Below are 20664 nucleotides of genomic sequence, written 5' to 3' on the forward strand. Positions count from 1 at the left end.
AGTTTTTTTACGAAAGTAAAATAAACCTCATTGATTTTCGCTTAAGTAAAAATCAAATGAATAATAAATGTATCTTGGCGGTGTAGCTCAGCTGGCTAGAGCGTACGGTTCATACCCGTGAGGTCGGGGGTTCGATCCCCTCCGCCGCTACCAAAAGGGACCTTTAGCTCAGTTGGTTAGAGCAGACGGCTCATAACCGTCCGGTCGTAGGTTCGAGTCCTACAAGGTCCACCAAGTACCATTTTCATTACGGAGGAATACCCAAGTCCGGCTGAAGGGATCGGTCTTGAAAACCGACAGGGGTGTCATAGCCCGCGGGGGTTCGAATCCCCCTTCCTCCTCCATATTTTCTTTTATGGTAAATTCCATACTTATATCGTCGCGGGGTGGAGCAGTTCGGTAGCTCGTCGGGCTCATAACCCGAAGGTCGCAGGTTCAAATCCTGTCCCCGCAATACCATTTATGACTTAATTTTATAAGAGGTTATCATTAATCTTTTAGGAGTCACGCATGGATAGTTATTTTCGCTATCGCGAAAAAACTTTGGTCCGGTAGTTCAGTTGGTTAGAATGCCTGCCTGTCACGCAGGAGGTCGCGGGTTCGAGTCCCGTCCGGACCGCCATTTTCTTTTAATAAGATTATGGGTCATAATTAAATATTTTACTCTAAGTAAGGCTCAGTAGCTCAGTTGGTAGAGCAATGGACTGAAAATCCATGTGTCGGCGGTTCGATTCCGTCCTGAGCCACCATTTTCTATTTGAAGACATTATGGCGATTGTGGCGAAGTGGTTAACGCACCTGATTGTGGTTCAGGCATTCGTGGGTTCGATTCCCATCAGTCGCCCCATATTTCTTATATAAATAGTGCGGGTGTAGTTTAGTGGTAAAACCTCAGCCTTCCAAGCTGATGATGAGGGTTCGATTCCCTTCACCCGCTCCAATTCTCAATGGGCCTATAGCTCAGCTGGTTAGAGCGCACGCCTGATAAGCGTGAGGTCGGTGGTTCGAGTCCACTTAGGCCCACCATTTCATTATTCCGCAGTAGCTCAGTGGTAGAGCTATCGGCTGTTAACCGATCGGTCGCAAGTTCGAATCTTGCCTGCGGAGCCAATATGGGGAAGTACTCAAGTGGCTGAAGAGGCGCCCCTGCTAAGGGTGTAGGTCGGGCAACCGGCGCGAGGGTTCAAATCCCTCCTTCTCCGCCATATTCCGGCCCATTGGTCAAGCGGTTAAGACACCGCCCTTTCACGGCGGTAACACGGGTTCGAATCCCGTATGGGTCATTTAAAAAAAGACTATCATTTTTGATAGTCTTTTTTTGTTGTACATATAGTTATACATAATTAAATTTAGCCAACTATTCAACATAAATATGCAACTGCCTGATTTATCACTCCTAGCCAATCCCTCCTCCATTCGACACCACATATCCATCACCCTTCCAGTCAAAAACCATACAAAATACCGGAATCCTTCTACATTTACCGAATATTTCACTTTTCTAAATTAAAAAACTTTCGACAAATTCCGCTATGAATTCAACACGTTTCCCCTATGTTCTTCCAATGTAAACCCTACCATTTAGTAAGACTTTCCAAAAGTGAACCGTTTTATCATATGTATGTAGGAAATTGTCGTAATTGAGCGACGATTATAAAGAGGATTTTGATGAAGTTGAAAGAAAGTAGTAAGTAGATTGAAAAATGTAGGTGAGATGATGAACGCAATGACCATATCAGATTATGATGTTTTTTTGTTTCATGAGGGAAATTTGCAGCAGGCCTATCAGTTTATGGGTTCACATGTGAGAAGAGATTCTACTGGGACCTATACAGAATTTTGCGTTTGGGCACCGAAAGCAAGACATGTTTCATTGGTTGGATCTTTTAATCATTGGAATGGAATCGGGTATGAACTTACAAGGCGGAATAATGAAGGTTTATGGACGATTCGCATTGATGAGGATCTATCGGGAGAAACGTATAAGTACGAGATTACGACTCCCTCAGGTTCAAAGAAGCTGAAGGCAGACCCCTATGGTTTTGCTTCTGAGAAGCGTCCAAATACTGCAAGCGTAGTATATGAGCTGCAGGGGTTTTCATGGGAGGATGAGGAATGGCTGGAGCATCGAGCCAGTTCGACGGTCTATGACAAGCCTATGGCAATTTACGAAGTACATTTAGGCACATGGAAAAAGAAAGCGGGGAAGTTTCTTTCTTATAAGGAATTAGCACAGCAATTAATTCCTCATGTGAAAGAACAAGGATTTACACATATTGAGTTGCTGCCTGTCACGGAGCATCCATTTGATCGTTCTTGGGGGTATCAGGGTACTGGTTATTATTCTCCGACTAGTCGCTACGGCTCACCTCATGAATTGATGGCGTTCGTGAATGAATGTCATTTACATAATATCGGCGTGATTCTGGATTGGGTCCCGGGTCATTTTTGTAAAGATGCCCACGGGTTATATGAATTTGATGGTTCGTTTGCTTATGAATATGGAGAGGAACGGGACCGTGAGAATTATACGTGGGGAACGGCAAATTTTGATTTAGGTAAGGGGGAAGTGAGAAGCTTCCTGATTTCGAATGCACGTTTCTGGATGGATCTGTACCATATTGATGGCTTCCGGATTGATGCAGTGGCCAATATTATTTACTGGGCAAACCAGGGAGAGCTCGCTCCTAATGAGGGAGCCTTACAGTTTTTGAAAAATTTGAATAAGGCCGTTTTTGAGTATGACTCTTCCATTTTGATGATAGCAGAGGATTCTACAGACTGGCCTCAGGTGACGTCCCCTGTTCATTATGGAGGACTTGGCTTTAATTATAAGTGGAATATGGGATGGATGAATGACGTCCTTAAATATATGGAAACAGATACGTCTGAAAGAAGGCATGTACATTCTCTTATAACATTTTCCTTGTTATATGCGTATTCAGAGAATTATGTGCTTCCGTTTTCCCATGACGAGGTGGTACATGGGAAGAAGTCATTATTGAATAAAATGCCCGGTGATTACTGGCAGAAATTCGCTCAATACCGGCTGCTCCTGAGCTATATGATGGCTCATCCAGGGAAGAAGCTTCTGTTTATGGGAAGTGAACTTGCCCCGTTTTCAGAGTGGAAGGATTTAGAGGAATTAGATTGGCATTTATTGGATTACGATTTTCATCACAAATTCAATTCATATTTTAAAGAGCTTATGCATTTATATAAAGGTGCTGAACCATTATTCCAAATGGATCATCGTTCAGAAGGATTTGAATGGGTGGATGTGGATAATGCAGAGCAACAGATTTTCTCTTTTATCAGAAATGGGAAAGAGAAGGGGGATCATCTTGTAGTGATCTGTAATTTCAGCCCTCATGTGTTTCACCAGTATAAGGTGGGTGTGAATAAGGTTTCTTCTTATGAAGAAATTTGGAATAGCGATGATGAACGATTTGGTGGTTCTCATCAGGTGAATCCATTGCCTCTTAATGTGCACATAGAGTCGTACCATGGAAGAGATGGATATGTGGAAATGACGATTCCACCATACGCAGCCGTTTATTTAAAACCAATAGATTGAAAGGGGAGAGAAAAGGATGGGAAAAGGTAGATGTGTAGCAATGTTATTAGCAGGTGGAAAAGGGAGCCGGTTAAGCTCATTGACAAAGAGCCTGGCAAAACCAGCCGTACCTTTTGGAGGGAAATACCGCATTATTGATTTCACTTTGAGCAATTGTACAAACTCCGGGATTGATACGGTGGGTGTCCTTACTCAGTACCAACCATTAGTACTGAATTCTTATATCGGGATTGGAAGTGCATGGGATCTTGATCGTAAAAATGGCGGAGTGACCGTACTGCCGCCTTATGCGGAATCATCTGAGATGCGCTGGTATACAGGAACGGCGAGTGCAATCTATCAAAATATGAATTATCTTGATCAGTATGATCCTGAATATGTATTGATTCTATCAGGAGATCACATTTACAAGATGGATTACAGCAAGATGCTGGATTATCACATTGAGAAGAAAGCAGATGTCTCGATTTCTGTAATTGATGTAGGCTGGGATGAGGCAAGCAGGTTCGGCCTTATGAACACGAATGAGGAAATGAGAATCACGGAGTTCGAGGAAAAACCGGCTTTTCCTAAGAGTAATCTAGCTTCAATGGGTATCTATATTTTCAATTATTCAGTGCTTAAGGATTACTTGGAGATGGATGAGCGTAATCCCGATTCCAGCCATGACTTTGGGAAGGATGTTATCCCTTTGCTGCTTGATGAGAAGAAAAAGCTGATGGCTTATCCGTTTAAAGGGTACTGGAAAGATGTCGGAACGGTTAAGAGCCTATGGGAAGCCAATATGGACTTGATTGATGAGGAAAATGAACTGAATCTGTTCGATCACGACTGGAGAGTGTATTCGGTTAATCCAAATGAGCCGCCTCAATATATTTCTGAAGAAGCTTCTGTTGAGGGATCTCTTGTGAACGAAGGATGTACGATTGAAGGTACCATTCGGAAATCCGTCCTGTTTCAAGGAACCACAGTGAAAAAGGGAGCGTATGTCAGTCGCTCAGTCATTATGCCGGAAGCTGTCATTGGGGAAAACGCCTATATCGAGCAGGCGATCGTGCCGTCGAATGTCAAGGTTCCGAGCGGCCTATGCATCATGCCGGAAGAAGGATCGGATGAAATCATTTTGGTTACGGAATCATTCATTGAAACACTACTGGAACAAGAAAAAGTGTAAGGTTGAAGACCACATTACAACATAAGAGGAGGAAGTGTTTTGAAAAATACAATGCTTGGAGTTATTGATGCTACTAGTTACTATGATTCGTTAGAGGATTTACTGTTACATCGTTCATTAGCGGCCCTTCCGATTGCGGGCAGATACCGCTTGATCGACTTTGTACTCTCCAATATGGTGAATTCAGATATTGGTTCCGTTGCGATCTTCCCTAAGTTTCAATACCGTTCCCTTATGGATCATCTTGGCTCGGGGAAGAACTGGGATCTGAACCGAAAGCGTGATGGGTTGTTTTTCTTCCCGGCACCAGGCTTGGAAGCAAGTGAAGAGGGTGTGGGATCATTTAATCACTTCGCTCATCATCTGGACTATTTTAATCGAAGTACACAGGAATACGCGTTGATCAGCAATTGCTTTACGTTATGTAATATTGACTACCAACCGGTCCTGGAACGCCATATACGAATCGGCTGTGATATAACTGAAATGCGTCATAACGGAAACTCTTTAGACATGTACTTGGTGAAAACGAATACACTCATTGATTTGATTGAGAAACGACGTGAAACAGGCTATACATGTATGCAGGATGTCGTCGAGGACATGGATAGCGGTTTTAAAGTGTGCGGCTATGAGCATGATGGATTTGTTCAAACGATTGATTGCATTGAAGAATACTATGATGCCAGCATGAAGCTACTGAACTTATCTTATTGGAAAGAGCTGTTCAAGAAAGATATGCCAATCTATACAAAGGTGAAGGATGAGCCGCCTACACGCTACACATCAGCTGCAAGTGTGAAAAATAGCATCATCGCCAATGGATGCTTCATTGAAGGCCAAGTGAAGAATTCTACGATGTTCAGAGCGGTGAAGGTTGGAAAAAATACAACGATTTCGGGCAGCATCATTATGCAGAAGAGCCAAATTGGAGATAACTGTGTACTAGAGAATGTGATCTTAGATAAAGATGTGAAAATCGAGGATGGAGTAAAGCTTATCGGAGATTCAAACAACCCAATAGTCATTCGCAAAGGGATGATTCAAGGAGCGCTGATGAATTCGTGAAAGTGTTATTTGTAGTATCCGAGTGTGTCCCTTTTATTAAATCTGGAGGCTTAGCGGACGTTGCAGGTGCCCTGCCTAAGGAATTAAGAAATTTAGGGACGGATGTCAGGGTGATTCTGCCTAAATACGGTGGAATCCCTCATGAGTTTCGTTCGAAAATGAAACGAAAGAAAGAGTTTTTCGTGTCGGTTGGCTGGCGAAATCAGTATTGTGGGATTGAAGAGTACACTGAAAGTGGAGTAACGTATTATTTTGTCGACAATGAATACTATTTTAATCGGGATCGACTATACGGATATTTTGATGATGGGGAGCGATTCGCGTACTTTACAAGAGCCGTATTGGAAAGTATCGCTGTCCTCGATTTTTATCCTGATGTGATTCACTGTCATGATTGGCACACAGGCATGGTTCCATTCTTGTTGAGAAGCGAGTATCAGGAGAGACCCGGCTATTCTTTTATCCGTAGCGTGTTCACCATTCATAATCTGCAATTTCAAGGGATTTACCCTAAACAGGTGATGACTGACTTGTTAGGCATCCCCGAGAGGTACTTTCATCATGAATACCTCGAGTTTTATGGAAATATCAATTTCATGAAAGGGGCGCTCATTTCTTCGGATTTTGTTACAACGGTGAGTCCTACATATAAAGAGGAAATCCTCACGCCTTACTATGGAGAAAAGCTTCATAATATCCTGGGTCAACGATACAACCAATTATTGGGTATCCTCAATGGGATCGACGATGAAGTATACAATCCTGATGAGGGAGAGTTTCCTTATTTCAGCGGCAACCTTCATGGGAAGAAGCAGGCGAAGCGCCATCTGCAAAAAAGCCTCGGACTGGAGGAGAATGAAGGAATCCCTCTTGTATCCATCATTTCAAGGTTAACGAACCAAAAAGGGCTTGAACTGGTCAGGGGCGTCTTTCATGAAATGATCCGGGAAAATGTTCAGTTTGTCCTGTTGGGAACAGGGGATTGGGAGTTTGAACAGTTCTTCAGGGAGATGGAATGGACGTATCCGGAAAAGGTCAGAGTGCAAATCGGATTTAATGAGGAACTGGCAAAACAGATTTACTCTGCCAGTGATTTGTTCCTGATGCCTTCTAAGTTCGAGCCGTGCGGACTGGGTCAATTAATTGCCATGAGATATGGTGCCCTTCCACTTGTCCGGGAGACCGGCGGATTGAACGATACGGTTGAATCCTATAATGATGAAACGAAGACAGGGAACGGTTTTTCGTTTAAGAACTTTAATGCTCACGATATGCTCTACACCTATCAAAGAGCTCTATCGTATTTCTACGAAGATCGGGAAACATGGAATCATATTGTACGAACTGCAATGAATAAAGATTATAGTTGGGCCCAATCGGCCTTTAAGTATAATCAACTATATGCTGACCTGGTATCAAGGAGTGAAAGCCATGTTTTCTGATCCAATTGAATTTAAAGAAATGTTTCTGAAGAAGCTTGAAATGATGTATGGAAAGACGTTTCCTGAATCCACCAGTCAGGATCAGTTTTTTACATTAGGTCATCTGATAAGGGAATACATCTCGATGAACTGGATTCATACAAATGAGCAGTACCGGTTCAGTAAACAAAAGCAGGTGTATTACTTATCGATTGAATTTCTCTTGGGACGCCTGCTTCGCCAGAACCTGATGAATTTAGGAATCTACGATATTGTGGATAAGGGATTGAAGGACCTGGGAATAGACCTTGCTGAAATGGAAGAGGTTGAGCACGATGCCGGGCTCGGAAACGGCGGTCTGGGTCGCTTGGCTGCATGTTTCCTGGACTCATTGGCTTCCCTTAATTTACCTGGCCATGGCTATGGGATCCGTTACAAGCATGGATTGTTTGAACAAAAGATTGTCAACGGTTTTCAGATGGAGCTTCCGGAGCAGTGGCTGCGTCATGGACATGTATGGGAGGTTCGAAAGTCAGATCTTACCGTCGAAGTGCCTTTCTGGGGTAAGGTGGAATCTTATACGGATAATGATGTATTGAAGTTTCGTCATGTGGATGCAGAAGTTGTAGCGGCCGTTCCTTATGATATGCCTGTAGTAGGGTATGAAACGTCGACGGTCAATACTCTTCGTTTATGGAGTGCCGAGCCCGCTGCCTATAAAGCCGGGAAAGATATGATGAAATACAAGCGTGATACTGAAGCGATCACCGAATTTCTTTATCCTGACGATACCCATGAAGAAGGAAAAATCCTCCGGCTTAAACAGCAATACTTCTTGGTATCAGCAAGTATCCGTTCGATTCTTGATTCCTACCTGTATCGAAATGGTGACCTGAAGGAACTGCATGAGAATATATCAATCCATATCAATGATACTCATCCGGTTCTCGCGATTCCAGAACTGATGAGGGTCCTTCTTGACGAGTATTCCTTTGAATGGGAAGAAGCGTGGGAAATCACGACGAATACATTTGCCTATACAAATCATACGACTCTTTCAGAAGCATTGGAGAGATGGCCGATCCGTATTTTCCAACCCCTGCTCCCCCGCATCCATATGATCGTGAATGAAATCAATGAGCGATTCTGTCAGGAGTTGTGGAAGGAGTATCCCGGTGATTGGAAGCGGATAGAAGATATGGCGATCATCTCTCATGATGAGGTGAAAATGGCTCATCTTGCGATTGTAGGAAGCTTTAGTGTGAATGGTGTAGCGAAGATTCATACTGAGATCTTAAAGTTACGAGAAATGAACTTATTCTATCAATACTATCCTGATAAATTTAATAGTAAAACGAATGGCATTACACATAGAAGATGGCTGCTGAATAGCAATCCGTCCCTGTCGAATCTGATATCGTCTTCCATCGGGGATGGGTGGATTAAGGATCCCGGTAAATTAGCGGACTTGAAAGGGTACCATCATGATACGGCGTTTCTAAAGGACCTGTATGATGTTAAACAGGAAAATAAACAGAAGCTCGCAGATCGAATATTTGAAAGTAATGGAATCGTAGTGGATCCTACTTCGATATTTGATATTCAAGTGAAGCGGCTACATGCGTATAAACGCCAGTTGATGAATGTTTTACACATTCTTCACCTTTATAATCGTTGTGTGGAAGATCCAAGCTTTGATTTTCATCCACGAACGTTCATTTTTGGAGCAAAAGCATCCCCTGGTTACTACTATGCGAAGAAAATCATTAAGCTGATTCACTCTGTAGCGGATCTGGTGAATGACCACCCACTTGTAAAAGGGAGAATTAAAGTCGTATTCCTGGAAAATTACCGGGTATCATTAGCTGAAGAAATCATTCCCGCAGCTGATTTGTCAGAACAGATTTCAACAGCCAGCAAAGAAGCCTCTGGTACAGGAAATATGAAGTTCATGATGAACGGAGCCTTGACCATTGGAACATTAGATGGGGCTAATATTGAGATTCTTGAGCAAGTAGGAAAAGAGAATATCTTTATATTTGGTTTAACGGCTGATGAAGTGATGAAATATCAGCATCACGGTGGATATTATGCAATGGAGTATTTTCACTATGATACCCGCATTAAGAGGGTGTTGAATCAATTGATTGACGATACACTTCCTGATGCAGGTGACCATTTTGAAACTATTTATGACTCCTTATTAACCGAGAACGATCAATTCTTTGTTCTGAGGGATTTCGACTCCTATGTCAGGGCTCATGAACAAGCAGGAAAAGCGTATGAAAATAAAGAGCATTGGTCACGAATGTGCTTGCAGAATATTGCCAACTCCGGCTATTTCTCGAGTGACCGGACGATTGAGCAGTATGCGAAGGACATATGGGGCATTGCACAGGGCAGTTTAATAAAGTAGGAAAAAGCTTGGGGAAAAGTTTCCCCAAGCTTTTTCAATTATTTCTTCTTCTTATCAGAAATATAACTGTCGCCATCTTTATACGGAATATCACCTAATGCAGACTCCATATTATTTTCATCCAGCATATCCTCATATTCTTCATGGGTTTTCGAAGGATATGTCCTGCGGTTGGAGCCTTCCATGTCGGTTCCGACAAAGGATTCGAAATTCTCGGTAAATCCTTCTGATGTGTCCTCATCCTGATACAATTCCGAATAGTCTTCATGATCACCTTCGAAGTCAGAAGGTGTTTCGGATGTACCGAAGCGTCCTACTTCCTGAAAGCTGTCTTGATCATCACGGACATTTCCGTCTGTTTCATGCCTGAATTCATTATCAACAGGCGGCTGCAGTACATCTTCCTCTACGGGTCTATCCTGAGGTGTCGATTGTTCCGGTGAATGATCTTTACAATAAAGTGTCGTTGGAATGACTTCCAAACGGTCATAAGGAATCTCCTGACCACATTCTTTACATTGGCCATATGTTCCTTGTTCGATCGCCTGCAGGGCGTTGTGGATTTTATTTAGTTCAAGTTTGGCGTGATCATCTATGGCGAAATCCTTCTCTCGTTCATATAACTCTGTTCCCATGTCGGCAGGATGATTATCGTAAAGGGAGAGTTCACCTGAGTTATCACGTTCATTTGTATGGTGAAGATTATCTAAATCCTGATGTAAATGTTCTTGTAACTGTTTTTCCTGTTGAACCAATTCTTGTTTTAGTGTCTGTTTTTGGCTGTCTGTTAGCAATTTCTTCACATCCTTCATTATGTTCGCTTAAATAATGTACTAACCATACTTTATCCGAAAGTGGGGTTGTTAAAACATAAAAAAAAGAGTCGTCCCGAAATGAAGGGTCGACTCACGTTTTTTTATAGCATATATGCGAGTAATAGTCCAATGGATAAAAGGAATCCAAAGATGGTGTTCGTTTGTGCGGTGGCTTTCATAGCGGGCATCATTTCGATCGGCTGTGTTTTACCGATGAATCCTGTGGTGGCCTTGACTGCTTTCGGAATACTAAGAAAGGCAACGAATAGCCAAGGTGATGAAACGCCTGTAAGGACCAGCCCGATAATCCAGCCATAGGATACAACAAACATGCCGCCCAAAAGGACGATCGCTCCTTTTCTTCCTAAAAGAATGGCGATGGTTTTACGGCCGTTTTCCTTATCCCCGTCCAGGTCGCGGATGTTGTTAGCCAGCAGTATGGAGCCGACTAAAATAGATATAGGAACGGATAATAGGATGCTGTCCCCATTGATATATCCAGTTTGAATGTAAAACGATATGAGAATGATCACAAGTCCCATAAAGAACCCAGCGACGATTTCTCCAAAAGGCGTGTAAGCAATTGGCATAGGTCCGCCAGTATAAAAGTACCCCACTGCCATGCACACTATACCTATGAGTGCCAGCCACCATGTGCTATTAAGACAAATATAAATTCCTAATAAAAGTGCAATTCCGTACAGTGAAAAGGCGAGGTTTATGACCGTGGAGGGTTTGACCCCGTTCCGGACAATTGCTCCCCCGATACCGACAGAATGCTCTGTATCCAGGCCTCGCTTATAGTCATAATACTCATTAAACATATTGGTAGCAGCCTGGATGAGCAAGCAGGCAATGAGCATGGCTGCAAATAATGATACGCTTACCGTAGTAAATTGAAGTGCAAGAACAGTGCCTAGTAAAACAGGTACGAATGCTGCTGTTAGAGTGTGGGGCCTTGTAAGCTGCCACCAGATTTTCCACCCTTTATCTGATTCCAAAACATTGGATGCTTGTTGTTCCATCATATTCTCTCCCTTACGCAATAAGGAATTTTCAGAAAACATTACAATTCCTTTACAGATTAAAGTGTAGGTAAAGGGAAGAGGACTGTCAATCATTTTTTCAAAATCCGTGAAGGTGCTATTTTCCAGTAATTGAGTACTTTTACAACGCTTTTGGTTTCTCAAAAGGGGAAAAAGGGTTTATTATATATAATAAGGATAAAAATTGTAAACATGCCTTATACTTCGTTGACACACCTTAAAGACAGGTGTATCTTAAAATAAGTTTGAATATCGTACGTGATTTTGTTTGGGGGAATTCAATTGGTTACCATTCATAAAACCAAAATTGAAAAAGCATATGATACAGCCAGGATGAAGGCTAAACAAATACATCACCCCGTCCTTCTCAGCATAGTGGAGGAAGTAGATGCAGTGGATCCTCTTTCTTTTTATTATGGAGGAAGTTCTTTTATCGGAGAGCGTTTTTTATGGAAGGATCGTGATCACACCATCACGCTGGTAGGTCTTGGAGCAGCTCATATCATGTCTGCAAATGATATAAATGACCGATTTTTTACGGTTGAGAAAGAGTGGAAGCGCTTAATTGAGGAGTCTGTAGTTGTGACCGGGGAAGAAATTGCAGGCACAGGACCTTTGCTATTTGGGGGCTTTAGCTTTGATCCGCTTAATGATATCGGAGAAGAGTGGGAGCAATTCTCGAGCGGTACGTTTCAATTACCGATGTTTATGCTGACAAAACCGGGGAAATCCAATTATTTAACGATGAATTTCATTTGTCATCCGGAAGAATCGGAAGAAAGCTTATTCCATGACTTTTTAAGGATCAAAGAAGAGCTTCTTGAAAACGCGGTGATGCCAATTATACCTGAACAGCCCCGATGGCTGCGAAATCGGGATATGAAGCCTCAAGAGTGGAAGGATTCTGTTCAAAATGTGGTGAATCGTTTAAAACAGGGTGAGATGGATAAGGTAGTGCTTGCCAGAAAATGTGAAGTGTTGTTTGATACCCAGGTGTCATCTGACTTTGTATTGGATAATTTGTGGAAGCAGCAGCCGGATAGCTTTGTATTCAGTTTTGAAAGGGAAGAAAGCTGTTTTATTGGAGCCACGCCTGAACGACTTGTAAAGAAAACAGGAGATGATGTTCTTTCCACCTGTCTAGCAGGGTCCATCGCTCGCGGGGATACGCTGGAAAACGACGAGAAACTGGGAGGTGAGCTCCTCCAGGATGAGAAGAACCGTTACGAGCATCAGCTTGTTGTTGAGAGCATCCATGAGGCTCTTGCACCTTACTGTGAGTCATTGACGATACCACCATCGCCTCAATTGATGAAGCTGAAAGACATTCAGCATTTATATACTCCTGTCACTGGACAGGCATTTGAACATACATCCCTTTTGGAACTTGTGGGAAAATTACACCCGACTCCTGCATTAGGTGGAGTTCCGAGGGATAAAGCATTGCACGTAATCAGGGAAGAGGAAGAGATGGATCGGGGATTATATGCAGGTCCTGTAGGCTGGATCGATGCCTATGGAAATGGAGAGTATGCCGTTGCCCTTCGCTCAGGTCTCCTTCAGGGAGATAAGGCTTATTTATATGCAGGGTGCGGAATTGTGGCAGATTCCGAACCTGAAAGTGAATTTAAAGAAACACAAATGAAATTTCGACCGATGCTAAGAGCATTAGGGGGAAACGTCCATGATTGATGAACATCAGCAGAAGTTAACTCATTATTTAGCGACATTTATTGAAGAATTAGTTGGAAATGGAGTAGACGAAGTAGTCATCAGCCCTGGCTCTCGCTCTACTCCTTTGGCGTTGTTATTCGCCCATCATCCTGAAGTGAAAACATATATTAATGTAGATGAACGTTCGGCTGCTTTCTTTGCTTTAGGGGTTGCGAAGGCAAAGAAAAAGCCGGTCGCCATCCTCTGTACATCGGGAACGGCAGCAGCCAATTATTATCCAGCGATTATTGAAGCACGCTACGCGAAAGTGCCATTGATCGTGCTGACGGCTGATCGTCCCCATGAGTTGCGGGAGGTAGGTGCCCCGCAAGCGATTGATCAGCTGGATCTATATGGAAAACATGTAAAATGGACAGTGGATATGGCACTGCCAGAAAATAGTCCGTCCATGCTTGAATATGCAAGATCTTCAGCGTCTAGAGGAATAGGACTTTCAATAGGAGAACCGAAAGGACCCGTTCACTTTAACTTTCCATTTAGAGAACCGTTAATTCCTGATTTAAAGGACGTTTCTTATTCAACAGGTTCACAGGTGAAAAGGGTCCTTCACGGAGAAAGGAGTCTGTCTGCCTCTGTCTCTCAAGAGCTTCTAGGGATACTCGGAAATAAAGAGAGAGGTCTGATCATTTGCGGACCTGGGTTGAATAGTGATTCGACTGACTCAATCGTTGAATTTAGTGAGCAATTCGGTTTTCCAATCGCAGCGGACCCCCTCTCCCAGATGAGGAGCGGTTCTCATTCGAAGGCACATATTATCGATACCTATGATACGTTCTTGAAGATTGATGAAATAAAGGAGAGCCTGCATCCTGAAATTGTGATTCGTTTCGGAGCCATGCCTGTTTCAAAGCCTCTCATGTTGTTTCTGAAAAGTCTTTCGGAAATTCCATACTGGATCGTGAGTCCGGGTGAAGAGTGGCAGGATCCCATTGCCAAAGGGACGGAATACATCTATTGTGATGAGGGCCTATTCTGTCAAAGCATGATCAATGAAGCAAGTCGCGATGGTTCTAATGAATGGATCAATCACTGGAAGAATGTGAATCATTCCACAAAGGAACTGCTTTTAAAAGGTCATCAGTCGTGGGATGAAGGAAGGGCAGTAAGTGAACTTATTCAACACCTGTCTGAAAAGTCGAATGTCTTTGTCAGCAACAGCATGCCGATACGGGATATGGATACGTTTTTCTTTAGTAATAATCAGTCAATCGGTATCTATGCCAACCGAGGAGCGAACGGAATTGATGGCGTGGTGTCGACAGCACTTGGAATGAGCACCTGCTCAGATTCCATGTACCTTTTGATTGGGGATCTTGCTTTCTTCCACGATTTAAACGGCCTCCTCGTTGGGAAAAAATATAAGCTGAATCTGACCATAGTGGTACTTAATAATAATGGTGGGGGAATCTTTTCTTACCTTCCGCAAGCGAGTGAAGGTGAATACTTTGAAGATCTGTTCGGCACGCCGATGGATCTGGATTTTTCTCATGCTGCCAAGCTTTACGATGCCGGTTATTTCCGAGTGGAATCAGAAGAAGAATTCGCTCTTGCTGTAACGGAAGCACAGGACAGAAATGGCTTGAAAATCATTGAAGTAATGACGAACCGTGAAGAAAATGTAGCAAATCATCGTAATTTGTGGGATTTTGTTTCCCGGGAAATGGTGAAGAAATTTAAGGGTGGAGCTCATTGATTCTTCAAGTGAATGATATTCGTTATTTTGTAGAAGTTAAAGGAGAAGGAGAGCCTTTGGTTTTTCTTCATGGTTTTACGGGGGATACGACGACATGGTCACGAATCACCGATCAATTATCTTCCACCTATAGGTGTGTAAGCATTGATTTGATTGGTCATGGCGGCACGGAATCTCCTGAAGATCCATCAAGATATACAATGGATCATGTATCAAATGATCTTGTTTTTATTTTGTCTGCACTTGAAGTAGACCAGGCGATCTTGATCGGCTATTCCATGGGAGGTCGGACGGCTCTTCACTTCGCCATGAGGTATCCTCAAAAGGTGAAGGCCTTGATTCTTGAAAGTGCCTCTCCCGGATTGAAAACGAGTGAAGAAAGAGTGGAACGGCGGAAAAAAGACCATGCGTTAGCCGACAGGATCATGAGAGAAGGAATGGAAGCCTTTGTCGACTTTTGGGAAGAGATTCCTTTGTTTGCTTCTCAAAAAAGACTAACTCTTGATGAGCGTGCCGAGATTCGGAAGCAGCGTCTGGGTCAGTCTCCTTTGGGGTTATCCAATAGCTTAAAAGGAATGGGGACAGGGGCTCAAGCCTCATGGTGGGACCAGCTTTGCGAGCTCTCTCTTCCAGTCCATTTACTTGTCGGTGAGTTGGATCAGAAGTTTGTTCATATTGCAGAAGAAATGAAAAGACTCAATCCTGACTTTCAAATCATAACAATTTCTAACACAGGTCATGCAATTCATGTGGAAGAACCGCGAAAGTTTGGTACAATAATAGAGGATCTATTGTTTACTACATAAAGGAGGAAGAAACCAATGGCTTTTGAATGGATTTCAGAAAGAAACTACGAAGATATTTTATACGAAACATATAACGGAATCGCAAAAATCACGATCAATCGACCAGAAGTTCGCAACGCTTTTCGTCCTAAAACTGTAATGGAATTAATCGATGCATTTGCTTATGCTCGTGATGATTCTAAGGTTGGTGTGATCATCTTAACAGGTGCAGGTGAGAAAGCATTCTGTTCTGGTGGAGACCAAAGAGTTCGCGGACATGGCGGATATGTAGGGGAAGACGAAATTCCACGTCTGAATGTACTGGACTTACAACGTTTAATCCGTGTTATTCCTAAACCGGTTATTGCGATGGTAGCGGGATACGCAATCGGGGGCGGACATGTTCTTCACGTTGTGTGTGACCTGACGATTGCTGCTGACAATGCAATTTTCGGACAAACAGGTCCTAAGGTAGGAAGCTTTGACGCTGGATACGGGGCAGGATACCTTGCTCGTATCATCGGTCATAAGAAAGCGAAAGAAATCTGGTATCTGTGCCGTCAGTACAATGCACAAGAAGCGCTTGAAATGGGCCTAGTCAATACAGTTGTTCCTTATGAGCAGCTTGAAGCAGAAACGGTTCAATGGGCTTCAGAAATGCTGGAGAACAGTCCTACTGCCCTCCGTTTCTTAAAGGCATCATTCAACGCGGATACAGATGGATTGGCGGGTCTGCAACAGCTTGCAGGTGACGCTACACTTCTTTACTACACAACGGATGAAGCTAAGGAAGGTAGAGACGCATTTAAAGAAAAGCGTAAACCGGACTTTGGACAATTCCCTCGTTTCCCTTGATCTAGGGTGGCCTGATGAATCTTTATAGATTCGTCGGGCTTTTTTAAATGAAGAGTTGCTGGATACAAATCATGATCTTGGTTATTCTTGTTGTTCACAATTTGGCACAAGTTTTGTGGGAAGTGGCACAACAAACTTAAAAAGTGGCACAAGTTTCTTCGAAAGTGGCACATGTTTCTTCAAAAGTGCCGCAACAAAGTTCAAAAGTGCTGCAACAACGACCGAAAGTGCCGCAACAATGACCGAAAGTCCGCAACAAAGACCAAAAGATCCAGTAAAGCTCTGCAACTAAAGACGGTAAAGAGAACCAATAAGAAAGGAATGGAGAATGACAGGATGACAACACAGCAATTGCCTAACTGGCTTAAACAAAGAGCATTTTTAACCCCTGATCGGGTGGCAATAAGTAATGGTGATGTGGAATATACCTTCGGAGAGCTCTGGGAAAAAGCAATTCACATCGGTGAGCAGCTTCATACCATAGTGAAATCTTCTGCACATCCTTTTGTGGGACTTATGATTAAAAATAAAGTGGAATCTGTGTTGGTCGTTCATGCCATTCAACAGCTCGGATTCACGACTGTACTATTAAATAACAAACTAAGTTCGAAGGAATTATCTTTTCAAATACAGGATATGGAGTTATCGACGGTCCTTTATGACGATGAGTTTGAGCACAAGCTGTCTTTTTTAGGGGAACACGTTGATGGAATCCCATTCTCTCAATTGCTGCAAACAGCCCATACAAGCTTTAAAGTAAAGGATTATTTTCAGTTAGACCAAGCATGCTCGGTTATGTACACATCAGGTACGACCGGAGCGCCAAAAGGAGTTCTTCAATCGTATGGTAACCATTGGTGGAGTGCTATTGGATCTTCTTTGAATCTCGGAATAAGTGAAAATGATGCCTGGCTTTGCTCGGTTCCTCTCTTTCATATAAGCGGATATTCGATTCTTATGAGAAGTGTGATTTATGGAATGAAGGTACGACTGTTTGAAACTTTTGACGTGAAAGGGATTAATCAGGAGCTTGAAAGTGGAAGAGTCACGATCATGTCGGTTGTAAGCAATATGCTTCAGCGATTGATGAAAGATACCGGGAACCGGACGTATCACCCTAATTTCCGCTGTATGCTGTTAGGCGGCGGGCCAGCACCACTTCCATTATTTCAAGCTTGTAAGGATAAGGGAGTACCCGTATTTCAAACGTATGGAATGACTGAAACGGCTTCTCAAATCGTGACGTTATCACCTGAATACAGTATGACGAAGCTGGGTTCCGCCGGGAAGCCCCTTTTTCCTGCCGAATTAAGAATCAAGAATAAAGACGGTGCAGCTCTAGCAAATCAAGAGGGTGAAATTCTGGTAAAAGGCCCGAATGTAACGAACGGGTATTACCGAAGAGAGGAAGCCAATGCGAAAAGCTTTGAAGGTGACTGGTTCCATACAGGGGATATCGGTTATGTAGATGAAGAGGGATTCTTATTTGTATTGGACCGGCGATCAGACCTCATTATTTCCGGGGGAGAAAATGTGTACCCTGCGGAAATTGAAAGTGTACTTTTAGGCTGTGACGGGGTAGAGGATGCCGGGGTGGTAGGAATTCCAAACGACACATGGGGGCAAATTCCCTGTGCGTTTATCGTTAAGAAAGAGCGTCTTACAATAGAAGAGATCTTAAACTACTGCAGTGATAATCTAGCGTCATATAAACAGCCGAAGAAAATTATCTTTGTAGATGAGGTACCACGAAATGCCTCGAATAAACTGTTGAGAAGAGTGTTGAGGGATCAGTGGGAAAAAGGACTGTATGTCGATGAAGATTAAATCCATTACGCTTCACCTCATATCGATGCCATTGAAAAAGCCATTTGTGACCCATCTGCAAACCGTTGAAAAAAGGGAAGGGATCATCGTTGAGGTTCAAGATGCCGACGGATTGATTGGACTGGGAGAGGGGGTTGCTTTTTCCACACCGTGGTATACAGAAGAAACCGTGAAAACATCCTATCATATGCTAAAGGATGTACTCATTCCTCTAGTGTACAGCAACCCATTTCAACACCCTGAAGAAATCGGAAACAGATTCGCAGCCGTTCGGGGAAATTCAATGGCAAAGGCTGCACTTGAAATGGCTTTATGGGATCTCTATGCAAGGGAGCAGAACGTTCCTCTCTGGGAGATGATAGGTGGGACGCGTCGTGAAATTCTTGCCGGTGCAGTCGTAGGTGCCAACTCCTTGAACGAAATGATCCAGCAGGCTGGAGAACTTGTGCAAGAAGGGTATCAGCGCATAAAACTGAAAATCTCTCCTGGAGCAGATGGGGAGATTGTGAAAGAGTTGAGGGACCATTTTCCTTCTCTTTCTCTATTGGCAGATGCCAATTCAGCATACTCCCTTGAAGACAAAGCCCAACTACAGGCATTGGATGAGTATGGGTTGGTGATGATCGAACAGCCTTTGGGAGTTGAAGACTTAGTAGAACACTCTCTTTTGCAAAAGGAGCTGTCGACTCCGATTTGTTTGGATGAAAGCATCGTAACCCCTCATGATATGAAGAGTGCCATCTATTTAAATAGCTGCGGAGTTGTCAATATCAAGCTTGGCAGAGTCGGAGGGTACACAAGTGCTTTGGAAATCTACCGGTTGTGCCAGGAGAATCACATCAAAGTATGGTGCGGAGGCATGATCGAGTTTGGGGTTTCCCGGGCTCATAATCTTGCCCTTGCCACTCTCGAGGGATTCTCGATTCCCGGGGATATTTCCTCCTCCTCGAAATATTGGGAAGAAGATATCATTGCTTCTCCTATCGTCGTAAAAAATGGTGTGGCGGATCGTTTGGTTGGTCCGGGGATAGGAGTGGAGTTGAATAGAAAACGGTTAGGTAATGTGACAATAGGTAAAGAAATGTTTAACCAGTAAATACCCCCAATCATTAAATTGAACAAATAAGCAGGTTCCGTCTGGGAGCCTGCTTATTTGTTCAATTTAATGATTATTGTACCGTTATTTCAGGTGGCAACCAGTAGTTGCAGTGCAGTGCAACCACGGTTATCTTTACTTTTTATAGAGTGATTGGCAATAATAAATGATAGATGAATGAAAGGTGATTAGTAGAATGATCTTTGGAGAGAAATTAAAAAGTGAGAGAAAGGGTAGAGGCTGGTCCCAGGAAGAATTAGCAGAAAGGCTTTTTGTCAGTAGGCAATCGGTTTCAAAGTGGGAGACTGGTCAGAATTATCCCAGCATTGAAATCATCATTAAAGTAAGTGATCTTTTTGGAGTGACAATCGATGAATTGTTGAGGAGTGATGAGGAATTGACAGAGAAAGTAATCAAGGATAGTAAGCAATTGGCGCATCCAAAACTAAAATCGATGTTTGAATTACTATTTTTAATAGGTGTTGTTTTCTTGTTGGCCAAAATAGGAATTTTTCTTCTTAATAAATTTACTGCTTTTGATGTACCTTTGATTGGAGATGCGTTTATTTGGAACTTTGGACCGTTGATTTTAATGATAGGTGGCGGGATCGGTACGGATATTCTTAAAGAAAAATATATAGAAGATTAACACATCAGAAAACCCTGATTGAAGAACAAGAATGGTGAATGTTGTATCTTTCCAAATCCAAAACTATACTTTAACTATGAATAAAATTCTAATTAATATTTTTTTATAAGGAGGGAATATGAAACTAGGTGCATTCTCTGTAAGCTTAAGTGTTAAAGATATTAATAAATCAAAAGCATTTTACGAAAGACTTGGATTTCAAACTTTAGGAGGGGACATTGCCCAAAATTGGCTTATTATGAAGAATGAAAGTACTGTAATTGGTCTGTTCGAAGGCATGTTTGAAAAGAACATTCTGACCTTTAATCCAGGATGGAATCAAAATGCCGAAAACCTTGATTCATTTACGGACATTCGGGACCTTCAAAAGCAGCTGAAAGAACAAGGGGTAAAAATATTGTCTGAAGCAGATGAATCAAGCGAAGGCCCTGCAAGTTTCACGATTGAAGATCCTGATGGCAATCCGATTCTTGTTGATCAACACAGGTGAATTAGAGGTTAGAAGAAA

15 protein-coding genes and 12 tRNA genes are annotated in these 20664 nt (G+C 42.7%); 25 read left to right on the plus strand and 2 right to left on the minus strand.

Going from position 1 to position 20664, the window contains the following annotated elements:
• Positions 1-76: 76 nt before the first annotated feature.
• The 17 genes from AC6CIB_RS22980 (at position 77) to AC6CIB_RS23060 (ending at position 9656) form a co-directional block, all read left to right on the plus strand.
• Positions 77-153 (plus strand) — tRNA-Met (locus tag AC6CIB_RS22980).
• 4 nt (positions 154-157) lie between these two features.
• Positions 158-234, plus strand: a tRNA-Ile gene (locus AC6CIB_RS22985).
• 17 nt (positions 235-251) lie between these two features.
• Positions 252-344, plus strand: a tRNA-Ser gene (locus tag AC6CIB_RS22990).
• Between the two features lie 36 nt (positions 345-380).
• A tRNA-Met gene (locus AC6CIB_RS22995) sits at positions 381-454 on the plus strand.
• Positions 455-545: 91 nt separating this feature from the next.
• Positions 546-622, plus strand: a tRNA-Asp gene (locus AC6CIB_RS23000).
• 51 nt (positions 623-673) lie between these two features.
• Positions 674-749, plus strand: a tRNA-Phe gene (locus AC6CIB_RS23005).
• 22 nt (positions 750-771) lie between these two features.
• Positions 772-847 (plus strand) — tRNA-His (locus tag AC6CIB_RS23010).
• 19 nt (positions 848-866) lie between these two features.
• A tRNA-Gly gene (locus AC6CIB_RS23015) sits at positions 867-940 on the plus strand.
• 9 nt (positions 941-949) lie between these two features.
• Positions 950-1026, plus strand: a tRNA-Ile gene (locus AC6CIB_RS23020).
• A gap of 9 nt (positions 1027-1035) precedes the next feature.
• A tRNA-Asn gene (locus AC6CIB_RS23025) sits at positions 1036-1110 on the plus strand.
• Positions 1111-1114: 4 nt separating this feature from the next.
• Positions 1115-1205, plus strand: a tRNA-Ser gene (locus AC6CIB_RS23030).
• 6 nt (positions 1206-1211) lie between these two features.
• Positions 1212-1283: transfer RNA gene (locus AC6CIB_RS23035), tRNA-Glu, on the plus strand.
• 413 nt (positions 1284-1696) lie between these two features.
• Positions 1697-3577: a 1,4-alpha-glucan branching enzyme gene (glgB, locus tag AC6CIB_RS23040; RefSeq protein WP_498284599.1), complete on the plus strand. Its 1881-nt coding sequence runs from the start codon at positions 1697-1699 to the stop codon at positions 3575-3577.
• A gap of 16 nt (positions 3578-3593) precedes the next feature.
• Positions 3594-4751, plus strand: a complete 1158-nt coding sequence (locus AC6CIB_RS23045; RefSeq protein WP_498284601.1) for a glucose-1-phosphate adenylyltransferase — start codon at positions 3594-3596, stop codon at positions 4749-4751.
• A gap of 39 nt (positions 4752-4790) precedes the next feature.
• Positions 4791-5819 (plus strand): GlgC family sugar phosphate nucleotidyltransferase, encoded by a 1029-nt coding sequence (locus AC6CIB_RS23050; protein WP_498284603.1) that lies wholly within the window; start codon positions 4791-4793, stop codon positions 5817-5819.
• On the plus strand, positions 5816-7261 hold the full coding sequence (glgA, locus tag AC6CIB_RS23055) for a glycogen synthase GlgA (protein ID WP_498284605.1): 1446 nt from the start codon (positions 5816-5818) through the stop codon (positions 7259-7261). The genes AC6CIB_RS23050 and glgA overlap by 4 nt, the downstream gene beginning before the upstream one ends.
• The gene (locus AC6CIB_RS23060; RefSeq protein WP_498284607.1) at positions 7251-9656 is read left to right on the plus strand and encodes a glycogen/starch/alpha-glucan phosphorylase; all 2406 of its coding nucleotides are present in this window, start codon (positions 7251-7253) and stop codon (positions 9654-9656) included. Before glgA ends, AC6CIB_RS23060 begins: the two co-directional genes overlap by 11 nt.
• A gap of 38 nt (positions 9657-9694) precedes the next feature.
• Here AC6CIB_RS23060 and AC6CIB_RS23065 read toward each other — a convergent pair whose 3' ends face one another.
• Together AC6CIB_RS23065 and AC6CIB_RS23070 are read right to left on the minus strand one after the other, a co-directional pair.
• Positions 9695-10459, minus strand: a complete 765-nt coding sequence (locus tag AC6CIB_RS23065; protein ID WP_498284609.1) for a TraR/DksA C4-type zinc finger protein — start codon at positions 10457-10459, stop codon at positions 9695-9697.
• A gap of 113 nt (positions 10460-10572) precedes the next feature.
• Positions 10573-11496: a 1,4-dihydroxy-2-naphthoate polyprenyltransferase gene (locus tag AC6CIB_RS23070; RefSeq protein ID WP_498284611.1), complete on the minus strand. Its 924-nt coding sequence runs from the start codon at positions 11494-11496 to the stop codon at positions 10573-10575.
• A 303-nt stretch (positions 11497-11799) separates the two neighbouring features.
• Here AC6CIB_RS23070 and AC6CIB_RS23075 point away from each other — a divergent pair, with 303 nt between their 5' ends.
• From AC6CIB_RS23075 to AC6CIB_RS23110, 8 genes are all read left to right on the plus strand, one after another.
• A complete protein-coding gene (locus AC6CIB_RS23075) occupies positions 11800-13209 on the plus strand; it encodes an isochorismate synthase (protein ID WP_498284613.1) in 1410 nt (469 codons plus the stop codon).
• On the plus strand, positions 13202-14944 hold the full coding sequence (menD, locus tag AC6CIB_RS23080; RefSeq protein WP_498284615.1) for a 2-succinyl-5-enolpyruvyl-6-hydroxy-3-cyclohexene-1-carboxylic-acid synthase: 1743 nt from the start codon (positions 13202-13204) through the stop codon (positions 14942-14944). Before AC6CIB_RS23075 ends, menD begins: the two co-directional genes overlap by 8 nt.
• Positions 14941-15750: a 2-succinyl-6-hydroxy-2,4-cyclohexadiene-1-carboxylate synthase gene (gene menH, locus AC6CIB_RS23085; RefSeq protein ID WP_498284617.1), complete on the plus strand. Its 810-nt coding sequence runs from the start codon at positions 14941-14943 to the stop codon at positions 15748-15750. Before menD ends, menH begins: the two co-directional genes overlap by 4 nt.
• A gap of 15 nt (positions 15751-15765) precedes the next feature.
• Positions 15766-16584 (plus strand): 1,4-dihydroxy-2-naphthoyl-CoA synthase, encoded by an 819-nt coding sequence (menB, locus tag AC6CIB_RS23090; RefSeq protein ID WP_498284619.1) that lies wholly within the window; start codon positions 15766-15768, stop codon positions 16582-16584.
• A 336-nt stretch (positions 16585-16920) separates the two neighbouring features.
• Entirely contained in the window at positions 16921-18411 is a 1491-nt protein-coding gene (locus tag AC6CIB_RS23095) for an o-succinylbenzoate--CoA ligase (protein WP_498284621.1), read from the plus strand.
• A complete protein-coding gene (gene menC, locus AC6CIB_RS23100) occupies positions 18401-19507 on the plus strand; it encodes an o-succinylbenzoate synthase (RefSeq protein ID WP_498284640.1) in 1107 nt (368 codons plus the stop codon). Before AC6CIB_RS23095 ends, menC begins: the two co-directional genes overlap by 11 nt.
• A gap of 196 nt (positions 19508-19703) precedes the next feature.
• Complete coding sequence (locus AC6CIB_RS23105; RefSeq protein ID WP_498284623.1) at positions 19704-20156, plus strand: helix-turn-helix domain-containing protein; 453 nt, start codon at positions 19704-19706, stop codon at positions 20154-20156.
• 118 nt (positions 20157-20274) lie between these two features.
• Positions 20275-20646 carry a VOC family protein gene (locus AC6CIB_RS23110; protein WP_498284625.1) on the plus strand — a complete coding sequence of 124 codons (372 nt, stop codon included), beginning with the start codon at positions 20275-20277 and terminating at the stop codon, positions 20644-20646.
• The last annotated feature ends 18 nt before the right edge of the window (positions 20647-20664 follow it).

The sequence above is a fragment of the Rossellomorea sp. GQ25 genome, from assembly GCF_059758515.1.